The organism is Mycobacterium senriense, assembly GCF_019668465.1.
GTDB classification, from domain to species: Bacteria; Actinomycetota; Actinomycetes; order Mycobacteriales; family Mycobacteriaceae; genus Mycobacterium; species Mycobacterium senriense.
The window spans coordinates 3703267-3722878 of sequence record NZ_AP024828.1; the positions used below are offsets into that span (position 1 = coordinate 3703267).

General features: G+C 66.6%; 20 protein-coding genes and 1 pseudogene. 13 read left to right on the forward strand and 8 right to left on the reverse strand.

Translation table 11 applies throughout. From position 1 onward, the window contains the following. Positions 1–19 precede the first annotated feature (19 nt). Positions 20–724, forward strand: a complete 705-nt coding sequence (locus MTY59_RS17635; RefSeq protein WP_250160585.1) for a hypothetical protein — start codon at positions 20–22, stop codon at positions 722–724. A gap of 9 nt (positions 725–733) precedes the next feature. Here the strand turns inward: MTY59_RS17635 and MTY59_RS17640 are convergent, their stop codons facing one another. Next, on the reverse strand, positions 734–1576 hold the full coding sequence (locus MTY59_RS17640; protein ID WP_221042289.1) for a ribonuclease Z: 843 nt from the start codon (positions 1574–1576) through the stop codon (positions 734–736). 167 nt (positions 1577–1743) lie between these two features. Between MTY59_RS17640 and MTY59_RS17645 the strand changes: the two genes are divergently transcribed. Then, the gene (locus tag MTY59_RS17645) at positions 1744–2172 is read left to right on the forward strand and encodes a CBS domain-containing protein (protein ID WP_221046502.1); all 429 of its coding nucleotides are present in this window, start codon (positions 1744–1746) and stop codon (positions 2170–2172) included. A gap of 40 nt (positions 2173–2212) precedes the next feature. Here the strand turns inward: MTY59_RS17645 and MTY59_RS17650 are convergent, their stop codons facing one another. Then, complete coding sequence (locus MTY59_RS17650; RefSeq protein WP_221042290.1) at positions 2213–2815, reverse strand: type II toxin-antitoxin system PemK/MazF family toxin; 603 nt, start codon at positions 2813–2815, stop codon at positions 2213–2215. 140 nt (positions 2816–2955) lie between these two features. Here MTY59_RS17650 and lepA point away from each other — a divergent pair, with 140 nt between their 5' ends. The 5 genes from lepA to MTY59_RS17670 all read left to right on the forward strand — a co-directional run bounded on the left by lepA (position 2956) and on the right by MTY59_RS17670 (position 7282). Further along, complete coding sequence (gene lepA, locus MTY59_RS17655; protein ID WP_221046503.1) at positions 2956–4803, forward strand: translation elongation factor 4; 1848 nt, start codon at positions 2956–2958, stop codon at positions 4801–4803. Positions 4804–4805: 2 nt separating this feature from the next. Continuing rightward, positions 4806–5564: a sensor domain-containing protein gene (locus MTY59_RS17660; protein ID WP_221042291.1), complete on the forward strand. Its 759-nt coding sequence runs from the start codon at positions 4806–4808 to the stop codon at positions 5562–5564. Between the two features lie 36 nt (positions 5565–5600). Next, positions 5601–5951 carry a hypothetical protein gene (locus tag MTY59_RS27405; RefSeq protein WP_250160586.1) on the forward strand — a complete coding sequence of 117 codons (351 nt, stop codon included), beginning with the start codon at positions 5601–5603 and terminating at the stop codon, positions 5949–5951. Beyond that, complete coding sequence (locus MTY59_RS27410) at positions 5948–6343, forward strand: sensor domain-containing protein (RefSeq protein ID WP_250160587.1); 396 nt, start codon at positions 5948–5950, stop codon at positions 6341–6343. Before MTY59_RS27405 ends, MTY59_RS27410 begins: the two co-directional genes overlap by 4 nt. A gap of 168 nt (positions 6344–6511) precedes the next feature. Further along, positions 6512–7282 carry a sensor domain-containing protein gene (locus tag MTY59_RS17670; protein WP_221042292.1) on the forward strand — a complete coding sequence of 257 codons (771 nt, stop codon included), beginning with the start codon at positions 6512–6514 and terminating at the stop codon, positions 7280–7282. A 35-nt stretch (positions 7283–7317) separates the two neighbouring features. On the opposite strand, the gene MTY59_RS17675 is transcribed toward MTY59_RS17670, so the two are convergent. After that, a complete protein-coding gene (locus MTY59_RS17675) occupies positions 7318–9357 on the reverse strand; it encodes a glycoside hydrolase family 15 protein (RefSeq protein WP_221042293.1) in 2040 nt (679 codons plus the stop codon). Between the two features lie 113 nt (positions 9358–9470). On the opposite strand from MTY59_RS17675, the gene MTY59_RS17680 reads away from it, so the two are divergent. From MTY59_RS17680 to MTY59_RS17700, 5 genes and pseudogenes are all read left to right on the forward strand, one after another. Further along, positions 9471–9674 (forward strand): hypothetical protein, encoded by a 204-nt coding sequence (locus tag MTY59_RS17680; protein ID WP_250160588.1) that lies wholly within the window; start codon positions 9471–9473, stop codon positions 9672–9674. A 332-nt stretch (positions 9675–10006) separates the two neighbouring features. Further along, positions 10007–11038, forward strand: coding sequence for a sulfate ABC transporter substrate-binding protein (locus MTY59_RS17685; protein WP_221042295.1), 1032 nt, complete (start codon positions 10007–10009; stop codon positions 11036–11038). A 45-nt stretch (positions 11039–11083) separates the two neighbouring features. Further along, positions 11084–11907: pseudogene (gene cysT / locus MTY59_RS17690) on the forward strand (sulfate ABC transporter permease subunit CysT). Continuing rightward, on the forward strand, positions 11904–12722 hold the full coding sequence (gene cysW / locus MTY59_RS17695; RefSeq protein WP_221042297.1) for a sulfate ABC transporter permease subunit CysW: 819 nt from the start codon (positions 11904–11906) through the stop codon (positions 12720–12722). The pseudogene cysT and the gene cysW overlap by 4 nt, the downstream one beginning before the upstream one ends. Positions 12723–12730: 8 nt before the next feature. Beyond that, entirely contained in the window at positions 12731–13828 is a 1098-nt protein-coding gene (locus tag MTY59_RS17700) for a sulfate/molybdate ABC transporter ATP-binding protein (protein WP_221042298.1), read from the forward strand. A 31-nt stretch (positions 13829–13859) separates the two neighbouring features. Here MTY59_RS17700 and MTY59_RS17705 read toward each other — a convergent pair whose 3' ends face one another. From MTY59_RS17705 to MTY59_RS27985, 3 genes are all read right to left on the reverse strand, one after another. After that, positions 13860–14603 carry a phosphoadenylyl-sulfate reductase gene (locus tag MTY59_RS17705; protein WP_221042299.1) on the reverse strand — a complete coding sequence of 248 codons (744 nt, stop codon included), beginning with the start codon at positions 14601–14603 and terminating at the stop codon, positions 13860–13862. Next, positions 14600–16267 carry a nitrite/sulfite reductase gene (locus tag MTY59_RS17710; protein WP_221042300.1) on the reverse strand — a complete coding sequence of 556 codons (1668 nt, stop codon included), beginning with the start codon at positions 16265–16267 and terminating at the stop codon, positions 14600–14602. The genes MTY59_RS17705 and MTY59_RS17710 overlap by 4 nt, the downstream gene beginning before the upstream one ends. A gap of 115 nt (positions 16268–16382) precedes the next feature. After that, the gene (locus MTY59_RS27985; protein WP_415822669.1) at positions 16383–16508 is read right to left on the reverse strand and encodes an Ms4527A family Cys-rich leader peptide; all 126 of its coding nucleotides are present in this window, start codon (positions 16506–16508) and stop codon (positions 16383–16385) included. A gap of 167 nt (positions 16509–16675) precedes the next feature. Here MTY59_RS27985 and hemW point away from each other — a divergent pair, with 167 nt between their 5' ends. Beyond that, positions 16676–17848, forward strand: coding sequence for a radical SAM family heme chaperone HemW (hemW, locus tag MTY59_RS17715; protein WP_221042301.1), 1173 nt, complete (start codon positions 16676–16678; stop codon positions 17846–17848). Positions 17849–17852: 4 nt separating this feature from the next. Here hemW and MTY59_RS17720 read toward each other — a convergent pair whose 3' ends face one another. Together MTY59_RS17720 and MTY59_RS17725 are read right to left on the reverse strand one after the other, a co-directional pair. Beyond that, the gene (locus MTY59_RS17720) at positions 17853–19085 is read right to left on the reverse strand and encodes a sodium-dependent bicarbonate transport family permease (protein WP_221042302.1); all 1233 of its coding nucleotides are present in this window, start codon (positions 19083–19085) and stop codon (positions 17853–17855) included. 278 nt (positions 19086–19363) lie between these two features. Then, positions 19364–19576: a hypothetical protein gene (locus MTY59_RS17725; protein ID WP_007769888.1), complete on the reverse strand. Its 213-nt coding sequence runs from the start codon at positions 19574–19576 to the stop codon at positions 19364–19366. Between the last annotated feature and the right edge of the window lie 36 nt (positions 19577–19612).

Sequence of the window (19612 nt, forward strand, 5' to 3'; positions counted from 1 at the left end):
CGGCGATACCGTTGCAGGGATGAACGATTCAGCCGCCGGCGGGGCCCGGCGCGACGCGATCCGCCCGAGGGGTGGCGGGTCGCCCCTGGCGGTGCTGTCCCTGGTCTGCATCGCGTTGCTCATCGGCGGCATCACGATCGGGGTCGCCGTGGGCGGCGTCATGCCGTTGCCCTACGGGCCACCGAGCGCCGTCGTGGGCTACGTGCGCGCCCAGCCGACGGCCGTGCGCATCATCGCGGTTGCGACGTTCGCCTCGTCGGTGCCGCTGGCGCTCTACGCGGCGGTCGCGGCTGCCCGGTTGCGCCGGCTCGGGGCCTGCGCCGGATCGATCGCGATCACGCTGACCGGCGGCGCCCTGGCCGCCGGTGCGCTCGGCCTGGCCGGACTGCTGGGTTGGGCGTTGTCGGTACGGGACGTGGCGGCGAATGCGGCGGTAGTCAGGGCGCTGTACCTGCTGGTGTTTCTCACCGGCGGCCCGGGGCACATCGTGGCGCTGGGCCTGCTGGTCGGCGCCCTCGCGGCGCCCGGCAACAGATTGCTGCCCCGACCGATCGTCTGGATCGGTGTGGCGACGGCCGCCCTCGCCGAAGCGACGACGGCGGTGCTGGTCTGGCCGGCGCTGGGCGTCATCCTGCCGATCGCGCGGGTACTGGCGCTGACCTGGCTGATGGTGGCAGCGGTTGCGCTATCCCCAGTGCTGCAACGAAATTCGACGGCCCGGTGAGCCGCGGCGTCACGAAGGCGCGTCGACCTGGACCCGGTGCAGGTCGTCACCGAGTTCGATGCGCCCACTGAACTGAGCGGCCGCCAGGGCCCGCCACTGTTCTTCCTGGCCGGGGACCAGTGCCGGCACGTAGTGCGTCATGACCAGGGTGCCCACCCCCGCGCGGGCCGCGGTGGCCGCCGCTTCCTCAACCGACGAGTGGTAGTCGCAGATGTCCTGCAGCCGCTGCTGGGGGATGTTGGCGACGACGTCCTTGCGGATCACGGTGTGCACCAGCGCGCCGGCACCCGCCGCCAATTCGTCCAGGCCGGCGCACGGGACGGTGTCGCCGGCGATCACCACCGAGGCGCCCTGGTAATCGATCCGAAAGCCGATGGTCGGGGCGACCGGCCGGTGATCGGTGGGACCTACCCGGATTGCCACACCGTCGTGGTCCCATGCGGCGCCCTCGGTGTATTCGTGGACGTCCACCGCGGGCGGCTCATTGATGTCGCTGTGGTGGGCGATCCGGTAGCCGATGTCGTGCCGGAACGCGTTCAGCGTCGCCGCGACCGCCTCGGCGGTGCCGGGCGGTCCGATGATCGGAAGCGGCGCGGGTTCGGGGGTGAAGGTGCTGATCCACCGCGTGATGAGGACGTCGCCGAGGTCGCCGATGTGGTCGCTGTGCAGGTGGGTCAGCAGCAGGGCCGTCAAGCCGGCCGCGCCCACCCCGACCGCGGCCGCGCGCTGCAGCACGCCGCGCCCGCAATCGACCAGGAACGTCTGCCCGCCCGCGCGCACCAGCGTGGACGGTCCGGCTCGGTTCGGATCGGGGATCGGACTTCCGGTTCCCAGCAGCGTGACCTCGATCATGGGCCTATCTTGCAAGCCCGCGGTGGCCGTAGTGGCCCAATCGGCCGATCCGCGCGGCGTTCACCGTTTGGCAACGATCTGTTTGCAGGTTCTCTTAGTGGCTTTTCCGCCGCGCGAGTTAGCCGTAGCCTGATGTGAAGCGGATCACAACCCGGCTGGAGGCCTCGATGCGGATAGCGGACGTCTTGCGGAACAAGGGCGCGGCGGTGGTGACCATCAACCCGGACGCGACGATTCGCGAGCTGCTCGCGGGGCTGAGCGAGCAAAATATCGGCGCCATGGTCGTGGTCGGCGACGAGGGCGTGGTCGGCATCGTGTCGGAGCGCGACGTCGTTCGCCAGCTGCACACCCACGGCGCCAGCGTGCTGTCCCGCCCGGTGTCCAAGATCATGACGTCGATGCTGGCCACGTGCACCAAGGCCGACGAGGTCGACGCGATCAGCGTGTTGATGACCAAGAACCGGGTGCGGCACGTGCCGGTGCTGGACGGCAAGAAGCTGATCGGCATCGTCAGCATCGGTGACGTGGTGAAGTCCCGGCTGGAAGAGCTCGAGGCCGAGCAGCAGCAGCTGCAGTCCTACATCACCCAGGGCTGAGTGCGCGGCGGGGGCCAGCGCCACTCGCCTCGTCGGCGCATTAGCGCCAGGAGTATTCGGCCCGCAGCCGGGCGGCGACCGCATCGAAGATCTCGCGATCCAGGATGGCGCCCTCGCGACGAATGCCCTCTTCGGGCACGTCGAGCACCCGGTCGAGCCGGACCCAGCTTGGCCTGCCCTCGTAATCCCAAGGACCGGAACCGATTCCGATCCAGTCGTGATCCGCGGCGTGACGCTCCTGGCTGGATACCATCAGCCCCAGCAGGACGCTGCGGTCCCGTCCCACCACCAGGACGGGGCGGTCCTTACCTCGGGTGGGGTCGTCTTCGTAGACCACCCATGTCCAGACGATCTCGCCGGGATCGGCCCGGCCGTCCAGGCTCGGCGCGTACACCAGCTTGCGAGCGCGATGCGCGGTCGGGAGGCTGCCGCTGGTCACCGGCCGGCCGGTGACGGGCGCCTCGGCGGGGGGCGGCGCGACCGCGGCGATGACGTTCGCGGTGATCCGCACGGCCTGCTGTAACTCGCGCAGCATGGTCTGGGAATTCTGCACCTGCCGGACCAGCCGCGGAGCCCCGTTGAACACCAGATTCTCCGCGAACCGCTGGAACGTCTTCCACTGGGATTTCCGGGGAGACGGCATATTCGCAGCATAGACGCGAGCGGCGGACCGCGACTGTGTCCAAGTAGGTCGCGGCGGCCCTGTCTGGATACGCTGGACATACCCGCGAACCGGCCCGGAAACGGCCGCGACGCACCCCGTCAAGCTTCAGGCACCAGGAGATTCCCATCAGCAGTTTCGCCGACAAGACCTTCACTGCGCCGGCGCAGATTCGGAATTTCTGCATCATCGCCCACATCGACCACGGCAAGTCCACGCTGGCCGACCGGATGCTCCAGCTCACCGGTGTCGTCGACGAGCGGTCCATGCGCGCCCAGTACCTGGACCGGATGGACATCGAGCGCGAGCGCGGGATCACCATCAAGGCCCAGAACGTGCGCCTGCCGTGGAGGGTCGGCGACACCGATTACGTGCTGCACCTGATCGACACCCCGGGCCACGTCGACTTCACCTACGAGGTGTCCCGAGCGCTGGAGGCCTGCGAGGGCGCGGTGCTGCTGGTCGACGCCGCGCAGGGCATCGAGGCGCAGACCCTGGCCAACCTCTACCTGGCGCTGGACCGCGACCTGCACATCATCCCGGTGCTGAACAAGATCGACCTGCCGGCCGCCGACCCGGACCGCTACGCCGCCGAGATCGCCCACATCGTCGGCTGCGAGCCGGGCGACGTGCTGCGCGTTTCGGGCAAGACCGGGGACGGCGTCGCCGACCTGCTCGACCACGTGGTGCGCGAGGTGCCCCCACCACAGGGTGACGCCGACGCGCCGGCGCGCGCGATGATCTTCGACTCCGTCTACGACATCTACCGCGGCGTGGTGACCTACGTCCGGGTGGTCGACGGCAAGATCACGCCGCGCGAGCGGATCGCGATGATGTCCACCGGCGCCACGCATGAACTGCTCGAGGTCGGCATCGTCTCGCCCGAGCCCAAGGCCAGCGAGGGCCTGGGCGTGGGGGAGGTGGGCTACCTGATCACCGGCGTCAAGGACGTGCGCCAATCCAAGGTCGGTGACACGGTGACGACGGCCCGGCACGGCGCCACCGAGGCGCTGACCGGATACCGCGAACCCAGGCCGATGGTCTATTCGGGCCTGTATCCGGTCGACGGCTCCGATTATCCGGTTCTGCGCGACGCCCTGGACAGGTTGCAACTCAACGACGCGGCGCTGACCTACGAGCCGGAGACGTCGGTGGCGCTGGGCTTCGGATTCCGCTGTGGCTTCTTGGGTCTGCTGCACATGGAGATCACCCGCGAGCGCCTGGAGCGGGAGTTCAACCTGGACCTGATTTCGACGTCGCCCAACGTCGTCTATCGCGTGGTCAAGGAAGACAACACCGAGATCGTGGTGACCAACCCGTCGGACTGGCCCGAGGGCAAGGTCCGCACCATTTACGAGCCGGTGGTCAAGACCACGATCATCGCGCCCAGCGAGTTCATCGGCACCATCATGGAGTTGTGCCAGTCGCGCCGCGGTGAGCTGGGCGGCATGGATTACCTGTCACCCGAACGCGTCGAGCTGCGCTACACCATGCCGCTGGGCGAGATCATCTTCGACTTCTTCGACTCGCTGAAGTCGCGCACCCGCGGCTACGCGAGCCTCGACTACGAGGAGGCCGGCGAGCAGGAGGCGCAACTGGTCAAGGTTGACATCCTGCTGCAAGGCGAGGCGGTCGACGCGTTCAGCGCGATCGTCCATAAGGACGGGGCATCGGCGTACGGCAACAAGATGACCACCAAGCTCAAAGAGCTGATCCCGCGCCAGCAGTTCGAGGTTCCCATCCAGGCCGCCATCGGATCGAAAATCATTGCGCGCGAAAACATCCGCGCGATCCGAAAGGACGTGTTGTCTAAGTGCTACGGCGGTGACATCACCCGCAAACGCAAGCTTCTGGAAAAGCAGAAGGAAGGCAAGAAGCGGATGAAGACCATCGGGCGCGTCGACGTGCCGCAGGAGGCGTTCGTGGCGGCGCTGTCGGCCGACGCCGCGGGGGACAAGGGCAAGAAGTAGCCATGCGGATACGGGGGATGGCGACGACGCTGATGGCGGTCGCCGCGTTGGTGACGGGCTGCGGTGGGGTCGTGGCGGGCACGGCGAAGCCGGCGCCGAATCTGAAGCCGCGACCGCTCAGCGGCGCGACGGTCAGGCAGGTGTTGCTCGACGGCCCGACGTTGTCGCGGATGCTCAATCAGACGTTCGTGGCGCGGGACCCGGCCGAATTCGGCGGGCCCGAAAAGCTGTATCAGGTCAAGCGATCGATGTCGCAGGCCGGTTGTCTGGGCGTGACGGCGATGCTGCAGCAGGGTGTGTACCAGTCCGCCGACGTGAAAGACGTTGCGTCGGAATCGTGGTGGAACAACGGCGAGCCGGCGCAGGTGATCGTTGTCGAGGAGGGCGTGGTCACCCTTCCCTCGCCCGCACAGGCCCAGGCGCTGTTCGCACAGTTTTCCCAGCAATGGCAGCAGTGCAACGGCATGACGACGTCGGAACAGAGCGGCCCGATCAGCACCACGAACGTCATCAGCGACGTCCGCACCACGGATTCCACCATCGCGGCCACCAAAACCGCGACGTCGGTCCTGCCCAACATGCCGCCCCTGCGGCCCACCCCGCAGGCGCGCGCGATCGGCATCCGGTCGAACTGCCTCGTCGAGGTTCAGGTGGTGTTCTTCGGCGGGCGACGGTCCTCCGACCCGGGATCGGCCGACATCGATTCCAGCGCCATCGACGTCGCGCACGCGCTGATGGACAGAGTCAGCGCCCTGGGCTGACGTCAGGCCGGCGCCGGGGAAGGGCAAAGGAGCCAAGTGAAAAGCAGCCGGCGAGCGCTGGCCGCATTGATTGCGGTGGTGCTGGCGGGCGGATGCACCGAAACCACCGCTGGCACAGCAAGTCTGGCGCAAAACGCGGGGCGGGTGCCGGCCATCAAGCGGGCCTTGTTCGACGGTACCGCGCTGGCAAGGCTGCTCAACCAGCCGTTCCAGCCCTACCCGCACTACTCGGAGTTCGGCGGCACCGACAAATTGGGAACCAACTGGGATAACGGGCAGCCCGCCGACTGCATCGGAGTCGTTCACCTGATGCAGCGGGGCACGTATGCCTCAGCACCGATACAACAGACGGCCTCCGAAATGTGGGTGCACAAGGGTGATCCGTGAAGGTCGACAGCGTCCAGCAGGGCATCGTCGCGTTGCGGACGGACGCGGACGCCAACGCGTTGTTCGCCAAGTTCGCCGCGCAGTGGCAGAAGTGCGATGGGACCACGCTGACCGTGGAGCCCATCGATGTGTGGGGTTCGGACGCCATTTCCGGCGTGCGCGTACTGGATTCGGTTGTCGCGGCGACGGTTTCGATGGAATCCGGCCCACACGGGGGTTTGAACGCGATCCCCACGGCTCGGGCCCTTGGCGTCAAGGGTCCTTACTTGGTCGAGGTCACGGTCGAGTTCATTCCGATCTATACCCCAGCGGATGCGGGGAACGCCGACATCAACACCACCGCCATCGATCTCACCCACGCGCTCATGGACAAACTCAGCGCCCGCGGCTGAGCCGATGGGGCGTCGCCACCCGAACCTGAGACATGCCTGACGTTGCGCTGTGTCCTCGGTGTGGCGCGTGTGTCCACCTCGCCGGCGACCGTAAACTGCTGGTCAAGGCGGTAAGAAGCGGGTTGTGGCGTAGATCGACCGACCCGGGGAGGCGCGGTAACGAGTGTGATGGCCGGTACGAGAAGCCCCTGGTGCGTCGGCGCCCTGATGGTCATCGTGGTGCTGGCCTCGGGTTGCTCCGTGGCGGTCGACGGCACGGCGCGGCCGGTGCCCGGCGCGGCACCGCGATCGCTCAGTGGGCCGACCATCAAGCGGGTGCTGCTGGGCAAGAGTGCATTATCGCGAATTGTCAGGCAGCCCTTGAATATTGATCCCGGATTTCCACCGAGTTTCGCGGGTCCCGAATCGCTGCAGGGCGACAGAGCCACGTCGCCCGACGACTGCATCGGAGTCGCGGTGATGCTGCAGCAAAGCGCCTACCGTCACCAAAAGGTCAGAGACGTCGCGCAGGAGACGTGGCGGCCCGATTCCACGCCCGCCGTCGTAATCCGCGTCCAAGAGGCGGTGGTCGACTTGCCGACGAACGCCGACGCCGAGGCGCTGTTCGTGACGTTCTCTCGGCAGTGGCAACGATGTCAGGGCAAGACGGTTGCCCTGACCGGTGCCCCGTTCCGGCTGAAGGCGAAGGTGGACGGCGTGCAAGTCGCCGCTTCGGTTCTCGCGGCGACGACGTCGATCGAGCTCGATTCGCCGAACCCGCTTCTCGAGGACTCGCTACCGGCCGGCCGGGCCATCGGCGTGCGGGACAATTGCCTCATCGAAGTCGAGGTCGACTTTGCGAACACACCCACTCGGCCGCTGCGGCAACCAGACGAGGTCGACGCCAGCGCGCTCGACATTGCGCAGGTCATGCGGGACAAAGTCGGCGCGCTGCGCTAGGCCGATGCCGCGCGGTTGCCTTGCGCCGCAATCCCCTACATCGGCGCGTTCGCGGGCTGGAACATCCCGGAGCCGTCGGCTTCCTCCTCGGCGCGGATGACGTGCACCACGGCGTTGATCAGCGCCAGGTGGGTGAACGCCTGCGGGAAGTTGCCCAGCTGCCGGCCGGTGCGCGGTTCGATCTCCTCGGCGTAGAGGTGCAGCGGACTGGCGTAGGACAGCAGCCGCTCGCACAGCCGCTTGGCGCGCCGCACCTCTCCGATCTCGACAAGCGCCGACACCAGCCAGAACGAGCAGATCGTGAAGGTGCCCTCCTCGCCGGACAGCCCGTCGTCGGTCTCCTCGACCCGGTAGCGCAGCACCAGGCCTTCCTGGGTGAGTTCGTCGGCGATCGCCAGCACGGTGTTGCGCACCCGCGGATCATCCGGCGGCAGGAACCGCGTCAGCACCACCAACAGCAGCGAGGCGTCCAGCGCGTCGCTGCCGTAGCGCTGGGTGAACACCCCGCGCGAGTCCACACCGTGCGCAAGGATGTCGTTCTTGATCTCGTCGGCGATGGCGTGCCACTGCTGGGCGTAGCTCTTTTCGCCCTGCCGCTCGGCCAGCTTGGCCCCGCGGTCGAGCGCCACCCAGCACATCACCTTCGAGGAGGTGAAGTGCTGCGGCTCCCCGCGCACCTCCCAGATGCCGCGATCCGGCTCGCGCCAGTGCTCGATCGCCTCTTCGACCTGCTTTTTCAGCACCGGCCATAACGTCTCGGGAACCTGCTCGCGCGACTTGGCGTGCAGGTAGAAGGAATCCAGGATCGAGCCCCAGATGTCGTGCTGGATCTGGTCGTAGGCGCCGTTCCCGATCCGCACCGGGCGGGCGTGGTCATAGCCGGACAGGTGATGCAGCTCTTCTTCGACGAGGCTGCGTTCGCCGCCCACGCCGTACATGACTTGCAGCGGGTGCCGTTCGTTGTGGTTTGCGCCGGAGACGTCGGCGATGAACGCGAAGAAGTCGTCCGCCTCGCGATCCAGCCCCAGGGTGTACAGACCCCACAACGCGAACGTCGAGTCGCGCACCCAGGCGTAGCGGTAATCCCAATTGCGTTCGCCCTGCGGCGTTTCCGGCAGCGAGGTGGTGCTGGCCGCCAGCAGCGCGCCGGTGGGCGAGTAGGTCAGGCCCTTCAACGTGAGTGCGCTGCGCTGCAGGTACGCCCGCCACGGGTGATCGGGGAAGTTGCCGATGTTGATCCATTGCCGCCAACACTCGGTGGTCTGCCACATCTTGTCGGCGGCCTCTTGGTACGTCTGCGGCGCCGGGTGCTTGGTCCAGCTCAGGGCGACGAACACGTCGTCGCCCTCTTTCATCCGGGTACGCGCGCGTGCCTCGCGGCCCTCCAGCCCGATGCGCAGATTGCTGGTGAGCCGCAGCGTCGGGTGTGCGTCGGGTTCCCTGGTGGCGCGTGCGACGGCCTCGCCGTACGCGTTCGCGGAGTATTCCCAGGCGGCGCCGACGCGGTGGTAGTCGAACGCCGGCTCGCAGCTCATCATCAGTTCGACGGTGCCGCTGACGCAGCGCACGGTGCGCAGCAGGATGTGCTCGGCATCCCAGTCCATCGGGGTGCGCCGATGCGTCCGCGACCGCCGCTCCAGGTCGTGCCAGGGGCCCATGACCAGCGCGTCACGCACGATCAGCCACCCGGTGTGGGTCTGCCAGGTGGTCTCCATGATGAGGCTGCCGGGAAGGTACCGGCGGGCCGACGGCACCGAGACGCCGTAGGGCCCGAGCCGGAAATGACCGGCGCTGCGGTCCAAGATCGCGCCGAACACGCTGGGGGAGTCCGGCCGGGGCACGCACAGCCATTCCACCGACCCGGCCGGGGAGATCAGGCAGGTGGTTTCCCAGTCCGACAGGAACGCATAGTCGGCGATCGGCGGGAAAGGGTTCCGTAAGGCGGCGCTGGGAGCGAGGGGCCCGGCCGTGCGCAAATCGATGGACGACGACATCGACGCTGCGGAGGCGGCTTGATTTGCGTCCTCGGGCATGGCATCGGCCGGCTGGTCTTCGGGTTGGGCATGCAGAACCATCTGGCCATCATCGCTGCTCAGCGATCTCGCGTCCAACGTTTCGGCTCGGTGGCGTGGCGCGCGCCCAGCGGCCGATCTTCACACATTGGTCTTCGACAGCCTTGCCGAATAGGGTGAGCCCGGTGAACGCGTTCCTCAACTGGTGGGACGGCAACGAGCTGTGGCTTTCCGGACTCCCTTTCGTCCTGCAGGCCATGGTGGTGATGCCGGTCGTGCTGGTGGTGGCCTACGCCACAGCGGCCGTGCTGGATGGCGTGCTCGGCAAGGGCATCGAACTGATGCGACGTGCTCGCCACGCCGACGGGACCCCCGAGTAACGCCCATGCCCCGGTCTCACGTGACGCTGGTTCTCGCGATCCTGGTGGCGCTGGTGGTGGTCACCTGGTTGGTGACCCACTTCATGCACTAGCCGGCGTCGCCGGTTTGCTCGGCCACCGTCGCGGTGGCGGCAACCCCGATTCCTGTTAGGCTTCCCGCCATGCGCGTGGCATTTGGCATTCCCGGCTGCTATGCCCTCGTGCACTGTTGTCGCTGACTCCCAAACCCGTGCGCGGTCTGGTCTGGAGTTTTCGAATTCTCCTGAAGTTCTAGGTGCCTATCCGCAGAAACGGGACCGAAATCCCATACGTTCTGCATCGGAAGGCCCTCAATGGACATCAGGACCGCATCGCACTGGCGGCCCGTCCTCACCCTTGCCATGATTGCCGGCCTCGTCGCCGGCTGCCACGGCGGGGCCAGCGACGCCGTCGGCGGCGGTGGGCTGTCCGACGCGCGCACCAGCATCACCCTGGTCGCCTACTCGGTCCCAGAACCGGGGTGGAGCAAGATAATTCCGGCGTTCAATGCCACCGACGAGGGCAAGGGCGTGCAGGTGGTGACCTCCTACGGGGCCTCCGGCGATCAGTCCCGCGGCGTCGTCGATGGCAAGCCGGCCGACGTGGTCAACTTCTCCGTGGAACCCGACATCGCTCGACTGGTCAAGGCGGGCAAGGTTTCCAAGGACTGGAATACCGACGCCACCAAGGGAATTCCGTTCGGCTCGGTGGTCACACTGGTGGTGCGGAAGGGTAATCCGAAGAACATCAAGGATTGGGATGACCTGTTGCGGCCGGGCGTCGAGGTCATCACGCCCAGCCCGTTGAGTTCCGGATCGGCCAAATGGAATCTGCTCGCGCCGTACGCCGTCAAGAGTGAAGGCGGCGCACACAGTGACGTCGGTGTGGATTTCATCAAAAAGCTGGTGACCGAGCACGTCAAGCTGCGTCCCGGATCGGGGCGGGAAGCCACCGACGTCTTCGTGCAGGGCAGCGGTGACGTATTGATCAGCTACGAGAACGAGGCCATCGCCACCGAGCGGGCCGGAAAGCCGGTCGAGCACATCAACCCGCCGCAGACCTTCCGGATCGACAATCCGGTGGCCGTGGTCAACACCAGCCCGCACCTGGATGCCGCCGTCGCCTTCAAGAACTTCCAATACGCGGCCGCGGCCCAAAAGGTTTGGGCGCAGGCCGGTTTCCGCCCGGTCGATCCTGCCGTCGCCGCCGACTTCCGAAGCCAGTACCCGGTGCCGGCCAAGCTGTGGACCATCGCCGACCTGGGCGGCTGGGCCACCGCGGATCCGCAGCTGTTCGACAAGAACACCGGCAGCATCACCAAGATCTACACGAAGGCCACCGGATGACGGCCATCACGCCGGACCCGCTGGCAATCCGGCCCGAACTCAGCGGTGACACGCCACCGGGACCGCTTCCCGGGCGCGGCCGGCCGACCACCGCCCTTCGGGTCGGGGCGGCCACGGTGTGGCTGTCGGTGATCGTGCTGCTGCCGCTGGCCGCGATCGCCTGGCAATCCGCGGGCGGCGGCTGGCACGCCTTCTGGTTGGCGGTCTCCTCGAATGCCGCGCTCGAGTCATTCCGGGTGACCCTGACGATCTCGGCCGGGGTCACCGTCCTGAACCTGGTCTTCGGCCTGGTGATCGCGTGGGTGCTGGTGCGTGACGACTTCCCGGGCAAGCGGCTCGTCGACGCGATCATCGACCTGCCGTTCGCGTTGCCCACCATCGTCGCCAGCCTGGTGATGCTGGCGCTGTACGGCAACAACAGCCCCGTCGGCCTGCATTTGCAGCACACGTCATGCGGTGTGGCGGTGGCGCTGGCCTTCGTCACGCTGCCGTTCGTGGTGCGCGCCGTCCAGCCGGTGCTGCTCGAAGTGGATCGCGAAACCGAGGAGGCCGCGGCGTCGCTGGGTGCCGGCGGAGCGAAGATCTTCACCTCCGTGGTGCTGCCGTCACTGCTGCCCGCGTTGTTATCCGGTGCGGGCCTGGCGTTCTCACGGGCGATCGGCGAGTTCGGCTCCGTGGTGCTCATCGGCGGCGCGGTACCGGGCAAGACCGAGGTGTCGTCGCAGTGGATACGCACGCTGATCGAGAACGACGACCGCACCGGCGCCGCCGCAATTTCGATTGTGCTGTTGGCCATTTCGTTTGTCGTGCTGCTCATCCTGCGGATCGTGGGCGGGCACGCGGCCAAGCGAGAGGAGCTGTCCGCATGACATCGTCTGCGGGAGTGCGCTATTGGTTGCGGTTCATCGCGCTCGGATACATCTTCGTGCTGCTGGTCATTCCGGTGGCGTTGATCCTGTGGCGGACATTCCAGCCCGGACTGGGCCAGTTCTACGCCTGGGTGAGCACCCCCGCCGCGATATCGGCGCTGAACCTGACCCTGCTGGTGGTCGCCATCGTGGTGCCGCTCAACGTCGTCTTCGGGATCCCCACGGCATTGGTGCTCGCGCGCAACAGGTTTCGTGGCAAGGGCGTGCTGCAGGCCGTCATTGATCTGCCGTTCGCGGTCTCGCCCGTCATCGTGGGCGTCGCGTTGATCGTGTTGTGGGGGTCGGCCGGCGCGCTCGGGTTCGTGGAGCAGGACCTCGGGTTCAAGATCATCTTCGGCCTGCCCGGGATCGTGCTCGCCAGCATCTTCGTCACGCTGCCGTTCGTGGTGCGCGAAGTGGAGCCGGTGCTGCACGAGCTGGGTACCGACCAGGAGGAGGCGGCGGCCACCCTGGGTTCGGGCTGGTGGCAGACCTTCTGGCGGATCACCCTGCCGTCCATCCGGTGGGGTCTGACATACGGCATCGTGTTGACCATCGCACGTACCCTGGGGGAATACGGTGCCGTGCTGATGGTGTCGTCGAACCTGCCGGGGAAGTCGCAGACACTGACATTACTTGTCTCCGACCGCTACAACCGCGGCGCGGAGTACGGCGCCTACGCGTTGTCCACGCTGTTGATGGGAGTTGCCGTGCTGGTGTTGGTTTTCCAGGTGGCGCTTGACGCGCGGCGCGCACGAGCGGCCAGACAGGCCTGACGAGGGGAATGACCGTGACCGACGCCGGCACCAACCGCGACGACCTCGCCATCATCGTGCGTGACGCCAACAAGCGTTACGGCGATTTCGTCGCCCTCGACCATGTGGACTTCGTCGTGCCCACCGGCTCGCTGACGGCCCTGCTGGGTCCCAGCGGTTCGGGTAAATCGACCCTGCTGCGCACCATCGCCGGACTCGACCAGCCCGACACCGGAACTGTCACGATCTACGGTCGTGACGTGACGCGGGTGCCGCCGCAGCGCCGCGGCATCGGGTTCGTGTTTCAGCACTACGCGGCGTTCAAGCACCTGACCGTCCGCGACAACGTGGCCTACGGGCTCAAGGTCCGCAAGCGGCCCAAAGCCGAGATCAAAGCCAAAGTCGACAACCTGCTGGAAGTGGTGGGGCTGAGCGGGTTTCAGGCCCGCTACCCCAACCAGCTGTCCGGCGGTCAGCGGCAGCGGATGGCGCTGGCGCGCGCGCTCGCCGTCGATCCGCAGGTGCTGCTGCTCGACGAGCCGTTCGGTGCGCTGGACGCCAAGGTGCGTGAGGACCTGCGGGCGTGGCTGCGGCGCCTGCACGACGAGGTGCACGTGACCACGGTGCTGGTCACCCACGACCAGGCCGAGGCGCTGGACGTCGCCGACCGGATCGCGGTGCTCAATCAGGGCCGCATCGAGCAGATCGGATCCCCGACCGACGTCTACGACGCCCCGGCGAACGCGTTCGTGATGTCGTTCCTCGGCGCGGTGTCCACCCTGAACGGAACCCTAGTGCGGCCGCACGATATCCGGGTGGGGCGCAATCCGGACATGGCGATCGCCGGCGGGGATGGCACCGCCGAGTCCGTCGGGGTGGTGCGCGCCGTCGTCGACCGCGTGGTCACGCTGGGTTTCGAGGTGCGCGTCGAGTTGACCAGCGCCGCCACCGGCGGTTTCTTCACCGCCCAGATCACGCGCGGCGACGCCGAGGCGCTGGCGCTGCGCGAGGGGGACACCGTCTACGTGCGTGCCACCCGAGTCCCGCCCATCGCCCTCGAGGCCGCAGCCGAGGCTCGCCGCGCCGATCAGGCCGATGAGGACGAGAACACGCTGGCGTCGGCCTGACGGCCGGATTCGTCCTGTCGCACGTCTGTAGCTACGACGCGTGCAACCCGCATTCGGTCTTGGCCCGTCCCTGCCAGCGTCCGCTGCGCGGGTCGGCGCCCGCCAGCGGCTTGGCCGTGCAGGGGGCGCAACCGATCGATGAATAGCCGTCGTACATAAGCGGATTGACCAGCACGCCGTGCTCGTCGATGTAATTCTGTACGTCTTCGTCGGACCATTCGACCAGCGGGTTGACCTTCACCAGCTTGAAGCCCTCGTCGAAACCGACCACTGGGGCGTTGGCGCGCGCGGCGGTCTCACCGCGGCGCAGCCCGGTCACCCAGGCGGAGTATCCGCGCAGCGTCTTGCCCAGCGGCTCGACCTTGCGTAGCCGGCAGCACTCACCGGGGTCCCGCGCGAACAGGTCCTTGCCCAGCATTTTGTCCTGCTCGGCGACGCTCTGCTCGGGCGTGACGTTGAGCACCCGGATGTCATACACGGATTCGATCGCATCCCGGGTGCCGATGGTCTCCACGAAGTGATAACCCGTGTCCAGGAATACCACCGGAACGCCCGGACGCGCCTTGGCCGCCAGGTCGATCAACACGGCCTCCTGCATGCTCGAAGCCACCACGTAGTTGCAGGTGGCCCAGCCGCGCGGTCCGTTGATGCCGCCGAATGTCTGGTCAGTCCAACGCAATACATCGGCGGCGCTGGCGCCCTCCAGCTCGGCCGCCCCGCGGGCGGCAAGCGCCCGCAGTTCGGCTTCTGGAAGTTTGGTTGTTCGTTCGCTCATCGCAAATCGTCCTCGTCTGCCCTCATAGCCCACTGTGCGAAACGTTCACCCTCGCCGCGATATTTCAGGAAGTTGCGTGTGACCCGCTCGATGTAGTCGCCGAGCTCGTCGGTGGTGACCTTGTGCTGACGCAGTTTTCGACCAAAGCCGCTGTCCAGGCCCAGGCTGCCGCCCAGGTGCACCTGGAAACCGTCCACCGAGCCGCCCTCTCCGTCGTCGACCATCTGGCCCTTGAGCCCGATGTCGGCGACCTGGATGCGGGCGCATGAATTGGGACAGCCGTTGATGTTGACGGTGATCGGCACGTCGAGCTGGTCGTTGATGTCCGCCAGGCGGTTTTCCAGCTCGGGCACCAAAGACTGCGCCTTGACCCGGGTTTCGGCGAAGGACAACTTGCAGAACTCGATCCCCGTGCAAGCCATCACATTCCGCCGCCAATGCGACGGCCGTGACTGCAGGCCCAGCGCCTCCAGGCCGGCGATCAGCTCGTCGAGCTTGTCGTCGGGCACGTCGAGGATGACCAGCTTCTGGTAGGGGGTGAGCCGGATCCGGTCCGAGCCGGCCCGCGCGGCGAGGTCAGCCACCCCGGTGAGGATGGTGCCCGACACCCGGCCCGCGATCGAGGCGACGCCCACCGCGTTGAGGCCGTTCTTGAGCCGCTGCACGCCCACGTGGTCGATCGGGTGCTTTAGCGGCTCGGGAGCCGGGCCGTCGATCAGTGGGCGCTTGAGGTACTCGGTTTCCAGGACCTTGCGGAACTTCTCGATGCCCCAGTCCTTGATCAAAAACTTCAGCCGCGCCTTGGACCGCAGCCGCCGGTAGCCGTAGTCGCGGAAGATCGATGTCACCGCGTTCCACACCTCGGGCACCTCTTCGAGCGGCACCCAGGCGCCCACCCGCTGGGCCAGCATCGGGTTGGTCGACAGCCCGCCACCGACCCACAGGTCCAGTCCCGGGCCGTGCTCGGGGTGGTCGACGCCGATGAACGCGATGTCGTTGACCTCGTGCACCACATCCTGCAAACCGGAGATCGCGGTCTTGTACTTGCGCGGCAGGTCGGCGAAGTCGGGCTGACCGATGTAGCGGCGGGCGATCTCCTCGATCGCCCAGCTGGGGTCGAGCACCTCGTCCAGCGACTCGCCGGCCAGCGGCGAGCCCAGGATCACGCGGGGGCAGTCACCGCACGCCTCGGCGGTCTGCAGTCCGACCTCGGACAGCCGGCGCCAGATCTCGGGGACGTTCTCCACCTCGATCCAGTGGTACTGCACGTTCTCGCGGTCGGTGATGTCGGCGGTGTCGCGGGCGAATTCGGTGGAAATCTGGCCCACGGTGCGCAGCGCGGCCGCCGACAGCGCGCCGCCGTCGCACCGCACCCGCATCATGAAGTACCTGGCTTCCAGCAAATCGGCGTTGTCGTCGCCGGTGAACGTGCCGTCGTAGCCCTGTTCGCGCTGGGTGTACAGGCCCCACCAGCGGAAACGGCCGCGCAGGTCGCTCTTGTCGATGCTGTCGAACCCATTCTGGGCGTAGACGGTCTCGATGCGCTCCCGTACGTCCAGCGGGGCGCCGGCCTGCTTCATCTCTTCGTTCGGGTTCAGCGGCTCACGATTTCCCAGTGCCCATTGGCCCTCGTTACGGGGCTTTGCGGCTCGGGCGGTGGTCATCGGAAGTTCTCTCCTCTAAAAAGATCGCCAGCGCGGCCAGCACAGTTCACCGGCACTTTCGGGCGGCGCGGAACCGTCGGCCAGCTGGAGACACAGGGGGCCTGGGTCTACCACGTCAAGGCAGACAGATACAGCTGCAAACGCGCTTGAGATCAATGTGCCGTCGCGCCACGAGCACAATGTGCGGGCTGGGCCGGTCGACAGTCACGCCCCCATTGTGCCACGGATGCCGAAGGGCCATGCGAGCAGGTCAAATCTTGGCTCACGGTGATTAAAACTACCCGGCGACTCTTTGAGATCCACCCGCGAAGCCCGGGAAATTGATGAGACCGCTCCCGGCCGAACAGGTCGTCTTTGCGGCCGGCATCGACGCCCGGCGTCGCCCGGCCCACCGTGGGATCATTTGGCATGGCCATTCGCAAAAAACCGGTCGACCTGCCCGACGTCGGGATGGTTGCGGGGCAGCCGTTTGGCATCTATGTGCACGTGCCGTTCTGTATAACCCGTTGCGGCTATTGCGATTTCAATACCTACACACCGGCCGAGCTGGGTGGCGTCAATCCGGACGCCTGGCTCAGCGCACTGGGAACGGAATTGGAACTGGCGGCGGCGAGGCTGCAGGCGCCGCCGGTGAACACCGTGTTTGTCGGTGGCGGGACGCCCTCCCTGTTGGGGGGCCCGCGGATGGCGACGCTGCTGGGCATGGTGCGCCAGCACTTCACGCTGGCCCCCGATGCCGAGGTGACGACCGAGGCCAACCCGGAGTCGGCATGGCCGGACTTCTTCGACGCCATCCGCGCGGCCGGCTACACGCGAGTGTCACTGGGGATGCAGTCGGTGGCGCCGAGGGTGCTGGGCGTCCTGGACCGCATTCACACGCCGAACCGGTCCGCGGCGGCTGCCCGCGAGGCGCTGGCCACCGGCTTCGAGCACGTCAGCCTCGATTTGATCTACGGAACTCCAGGGGAGTCCGACGACGACCTGTTGTGCTCGGTCGACACCGCGATCGAGACCGGTGTGGATCACGTGTCCGCCTATGCGCTGGTCGTCGAGGAAGGCACCGCGCTGGCCCGGCGCGTCCGGCGCGGGGAACTCGCCACCCCCGACGACGACGTGCTGGCCCACCGCTACGAATTGGTGGACGCGCGGCTGTCACAGGCAGGGTTGTCTTGGTACGAAGTGTCCAATTGGTCGCGGCCCGGCGGTGAGTGTCGCCACAATCTCGGTTACTGGGATGGCGGACAATGGTGGGGCGCAGGACCGGGTGCACACGGGTACGTCGGCGCAACACGGTGGTGGAATGTCAAGCACCCCAACGCTTACGCGGAGAGGCTGGGCGCGGCGGCGCTGCCGGTGGCGGGATTCGAGCAGCTGGATGCCGGAGCCTTGCACACCGAGGACGTGTTATTGAAAACCCGTCTGCGCCAAGGACTCCCAGTTGAATTGCTGAGTCCTGCCGAGCGGGAGCGCGCCGACGGCGTGGTTGCCGACGGGTTGTTGGTGCCCGACGGCGACAGGCTGGTGCTCACCCCGCGCGGCCGGCTGCTGGCCGACGGGGTGGTGCGCACCCTGTTGGGGTAAGTCGCTAGGTGCTCGGGAACCAGTGCCCGACGAGGCGGACGATCTCGATATAGAGCGGGATTCCGATGGTGACGTTGTAGGAGAACGTCAGACCCAGCGAGGCGGCCAAGGGCAGAGTAGGGCTGGCCTCTGGTATTGCCAGGCGTTGGACCGCCGGGACGGCGATGTAGGACGACGCACCGCACAGTACCGCGAACAGAATGTAGGTCCCCGGCTTGAAATCGGTGTGGGTCAGGGCGGCGTACATATGGGCGACGATGATCCCCAGCGTCGCGAAGATGTTCGGCGCCAGCAGGCCGTAGATGATGAAGCCAGGACCCGCCGTGCGCAGGTCCTTCAGCTTGCGGGCGGCCGTCATGCCCATCTCGAGGAGGAACAGGCAGAGCACGCCCTGGAACGCGATCACAAAGAACTTGTCATCGTCCGCAACGACCTTATGCCCCTGCAGACCACTGACGAGGCCGATGACGATTCCGCCGAAGAGGAGGACCAGCCCGGGGTTGAGGAAAACCTCTCGCAGGAGCTCGCGGGAGAAGAAGGGCGGTTTCTTGCCTTCCAGGGCTTCTTCGGGCTCCCAGTCCTGATCCAGCTTTTCCATCGAGAGCTCCAGCTCCTGCTCGATGCCGCGCTGGCGCTCGGCCTCCAGGCTCTGGCCATGCGGGGGCTTAGCGGCGGTGCCGGGACCGACTCCGACCTTGACCGGTGGCGTGTAGCCGGGCTCGTTTGGCATATTGCCCGCCGAGTCCATGCCCCGATGCCGCAGCCGAGCCACCAGGTAGAGCGCCACCAGGCAGCCGGGAACCTCCATAACGGCCAGCATGACCGGCATGTAGGCGTCGAACACGATGTTGACGGTGGCCAAGACGGCCACGCAGGTGGCGAACGTTCCAGCCGAATCCGAGCCGTAATAACCGGCGACCGTCGCTCGATCGACGCTTCTGAGCGACGTCAGCCAAGTCAGCAACAGGTAGGCGATACAACCGATCACGAAGTTGAGCACGAAGCCCACCACCATGAACCCGACGATGGCCCCGATGCTGGAGGCCTTGACGTTGGCGAGTTCTTCCCCGCCGTGCCAGCCGATGGCCAGCAGCAGGTACATGGTCAAACCCTGATAGATGACGTAGGGGAATTCGAACCGCACCTTCATGACGGGAATCAGAAACCCGAAGTAAAAGAACAGCAAAAGCGGTTTGAACAAGTTATGGGTGAAGTTGTGCCAGAACTCTTGCAGCATCGATGCCTCCGTAGGTTAGAGCGCTGATCTGGGGAAGCACCGTCCGCAAGCGGAGCAACCACGAAACATCGCGACGACCGTCAAGAATTTATCCCCACCGCTGGCCCGCCGCCAGTTGGCAGCACACCGGGTGTCGGACGCCCGCGCGGCTGGTGATAGCCGATGAACATGCTGGTCAGAGCGAAATTCTCGAAGCGAAATACCGTGCGCGGCGCCGTTACCGCTACCGCTAGTTTGGTGTGAAGGTGCTGTGTATTTACTGTGGAGTTAATACAGCGTCAGCGCGCAGAAGGGACGAGCGAGGGCCTCACGCCGGCCCCTTTTTTGCGGTGCGTTACCGAGAGCCACGCCGACGGCGAGTAATGCGTGGTGATTTCCTCGAAACCGTCGACCCGGGAAACCGAAAGCACCCCGGTCTGTGGATTGATTTCGAGCTCGTCGCCTTCGCTTGCGTGCACTTCTTCGCCGTTGAAGAGCCGGATTATGAACACGGTGTTCCTCCAATCCGGCGGACTCGGCCAAGGCGG

Bases quoted from the DNA above. Each gene is read 5' to 3' on its own strand.
- MTY59_RS17635 (WP_250160585.1), top strand. From the start codon at position 20: ATGAACGATTCAGCCGCCGGCGGGGCCCGGCGCGACGCGATCCGCCCG.
- MTY59_RS17640 (WP_221042289.1), bottom strand. From the start codon at position 1,576: ATGATCGAGGTCACGCTGCTGGGAACCGGAAGTCCGATCCCCGATCCG.
- MTY59_RS17645 (WP_221046502.1), top strand. From the start codon at position 1,744: ATGCGGATAGCGGACGTCTTGCGGAACAAGGGCGCGGCGGTGGTGACC.
- MTY59_RS17650 (WP_221042290.1), bottom strand. From the start codon at position 2,815: ATGCCGTCTCCCCGGAAATCCCAGTGGAAGACGTTCCAGCGGTTCGCG.
- MTY59_RS17660 (WP_221042291.1), top strand. From the start codon at position 4,806: ATGCGGATACGGGGGATGGCGACGACGCTGATGGCGGTCGCCGCGTTG.
- MTY59_RS17670 (WP_221042292.1), top strand. From the start codon at position 6,512: ATGGCCGGTACGAGAAGCCCCTGGTGCGTCGGCGCCCTGATGGTCATC.
- MTY59_RS17675 (WP_221042293.1), bottom strand. From the start codon at position 9,357: ATGGTTCTGCATGCCCAACCCGAAGACCAGCCGGCCGATGCCATGCCC.
- MTY59_RS17685 (WP_221042295.1), top strand. From the start codon at position 10,007: ATGGACATCAGGACCGCATCGCACTGGCGGCCCGTCCTCACCCTTGCC.
- cysW (WP_221042297.1), top strand. From the start codon at position 11,904: ATGACATCGTCTGCGGGAGTGCGCTATTGGTTGCGGTTCATCGCGCTC.
- MTY59_RS17700 (WP_221042298.1), top strand. From the start codon at position 12,731: ATGACCGTGACCGACGCCGGCACCAACCGCGACGACCTCGCCATCATC.
- MTY59_RS17705 (WP_221042299.1), bottom strand. From the start codon at position 14,603: ATGAGCGAACGAACAACCAAACTTCCAGAAGCCGAACTGCGGGCGCTT.
- MTY59_RS17710 (WP_221042300.1), bottom strand. From the start codon at position 16,267: ATGACCACCGCCCGAGCCGCAAAGCCCCGTAACGAGGGCCAATGGGCA.
- MTY59_RS27985 (WP_415822669.1), bottom strand. From the start codon at position 16,508: ATGGCCCTTCGGCATCCGTGGCACAATGGGGGCGTGACTGTCGACCGG.
- hemW (WP_221042301.1), top strand. From the start codon at position 16,676: ATGGCCATTCGCAAAAAACCGGTCGACCTGCCCGACGTCGGGATGGTT.
- MTY59_RS17720 (WP_221042302.1), bottom strand. From the start codon at position 19,085: ATGCTGCAAGAGTTCTGGCACAACTTCACCCATAACTTGTTCAAACCG.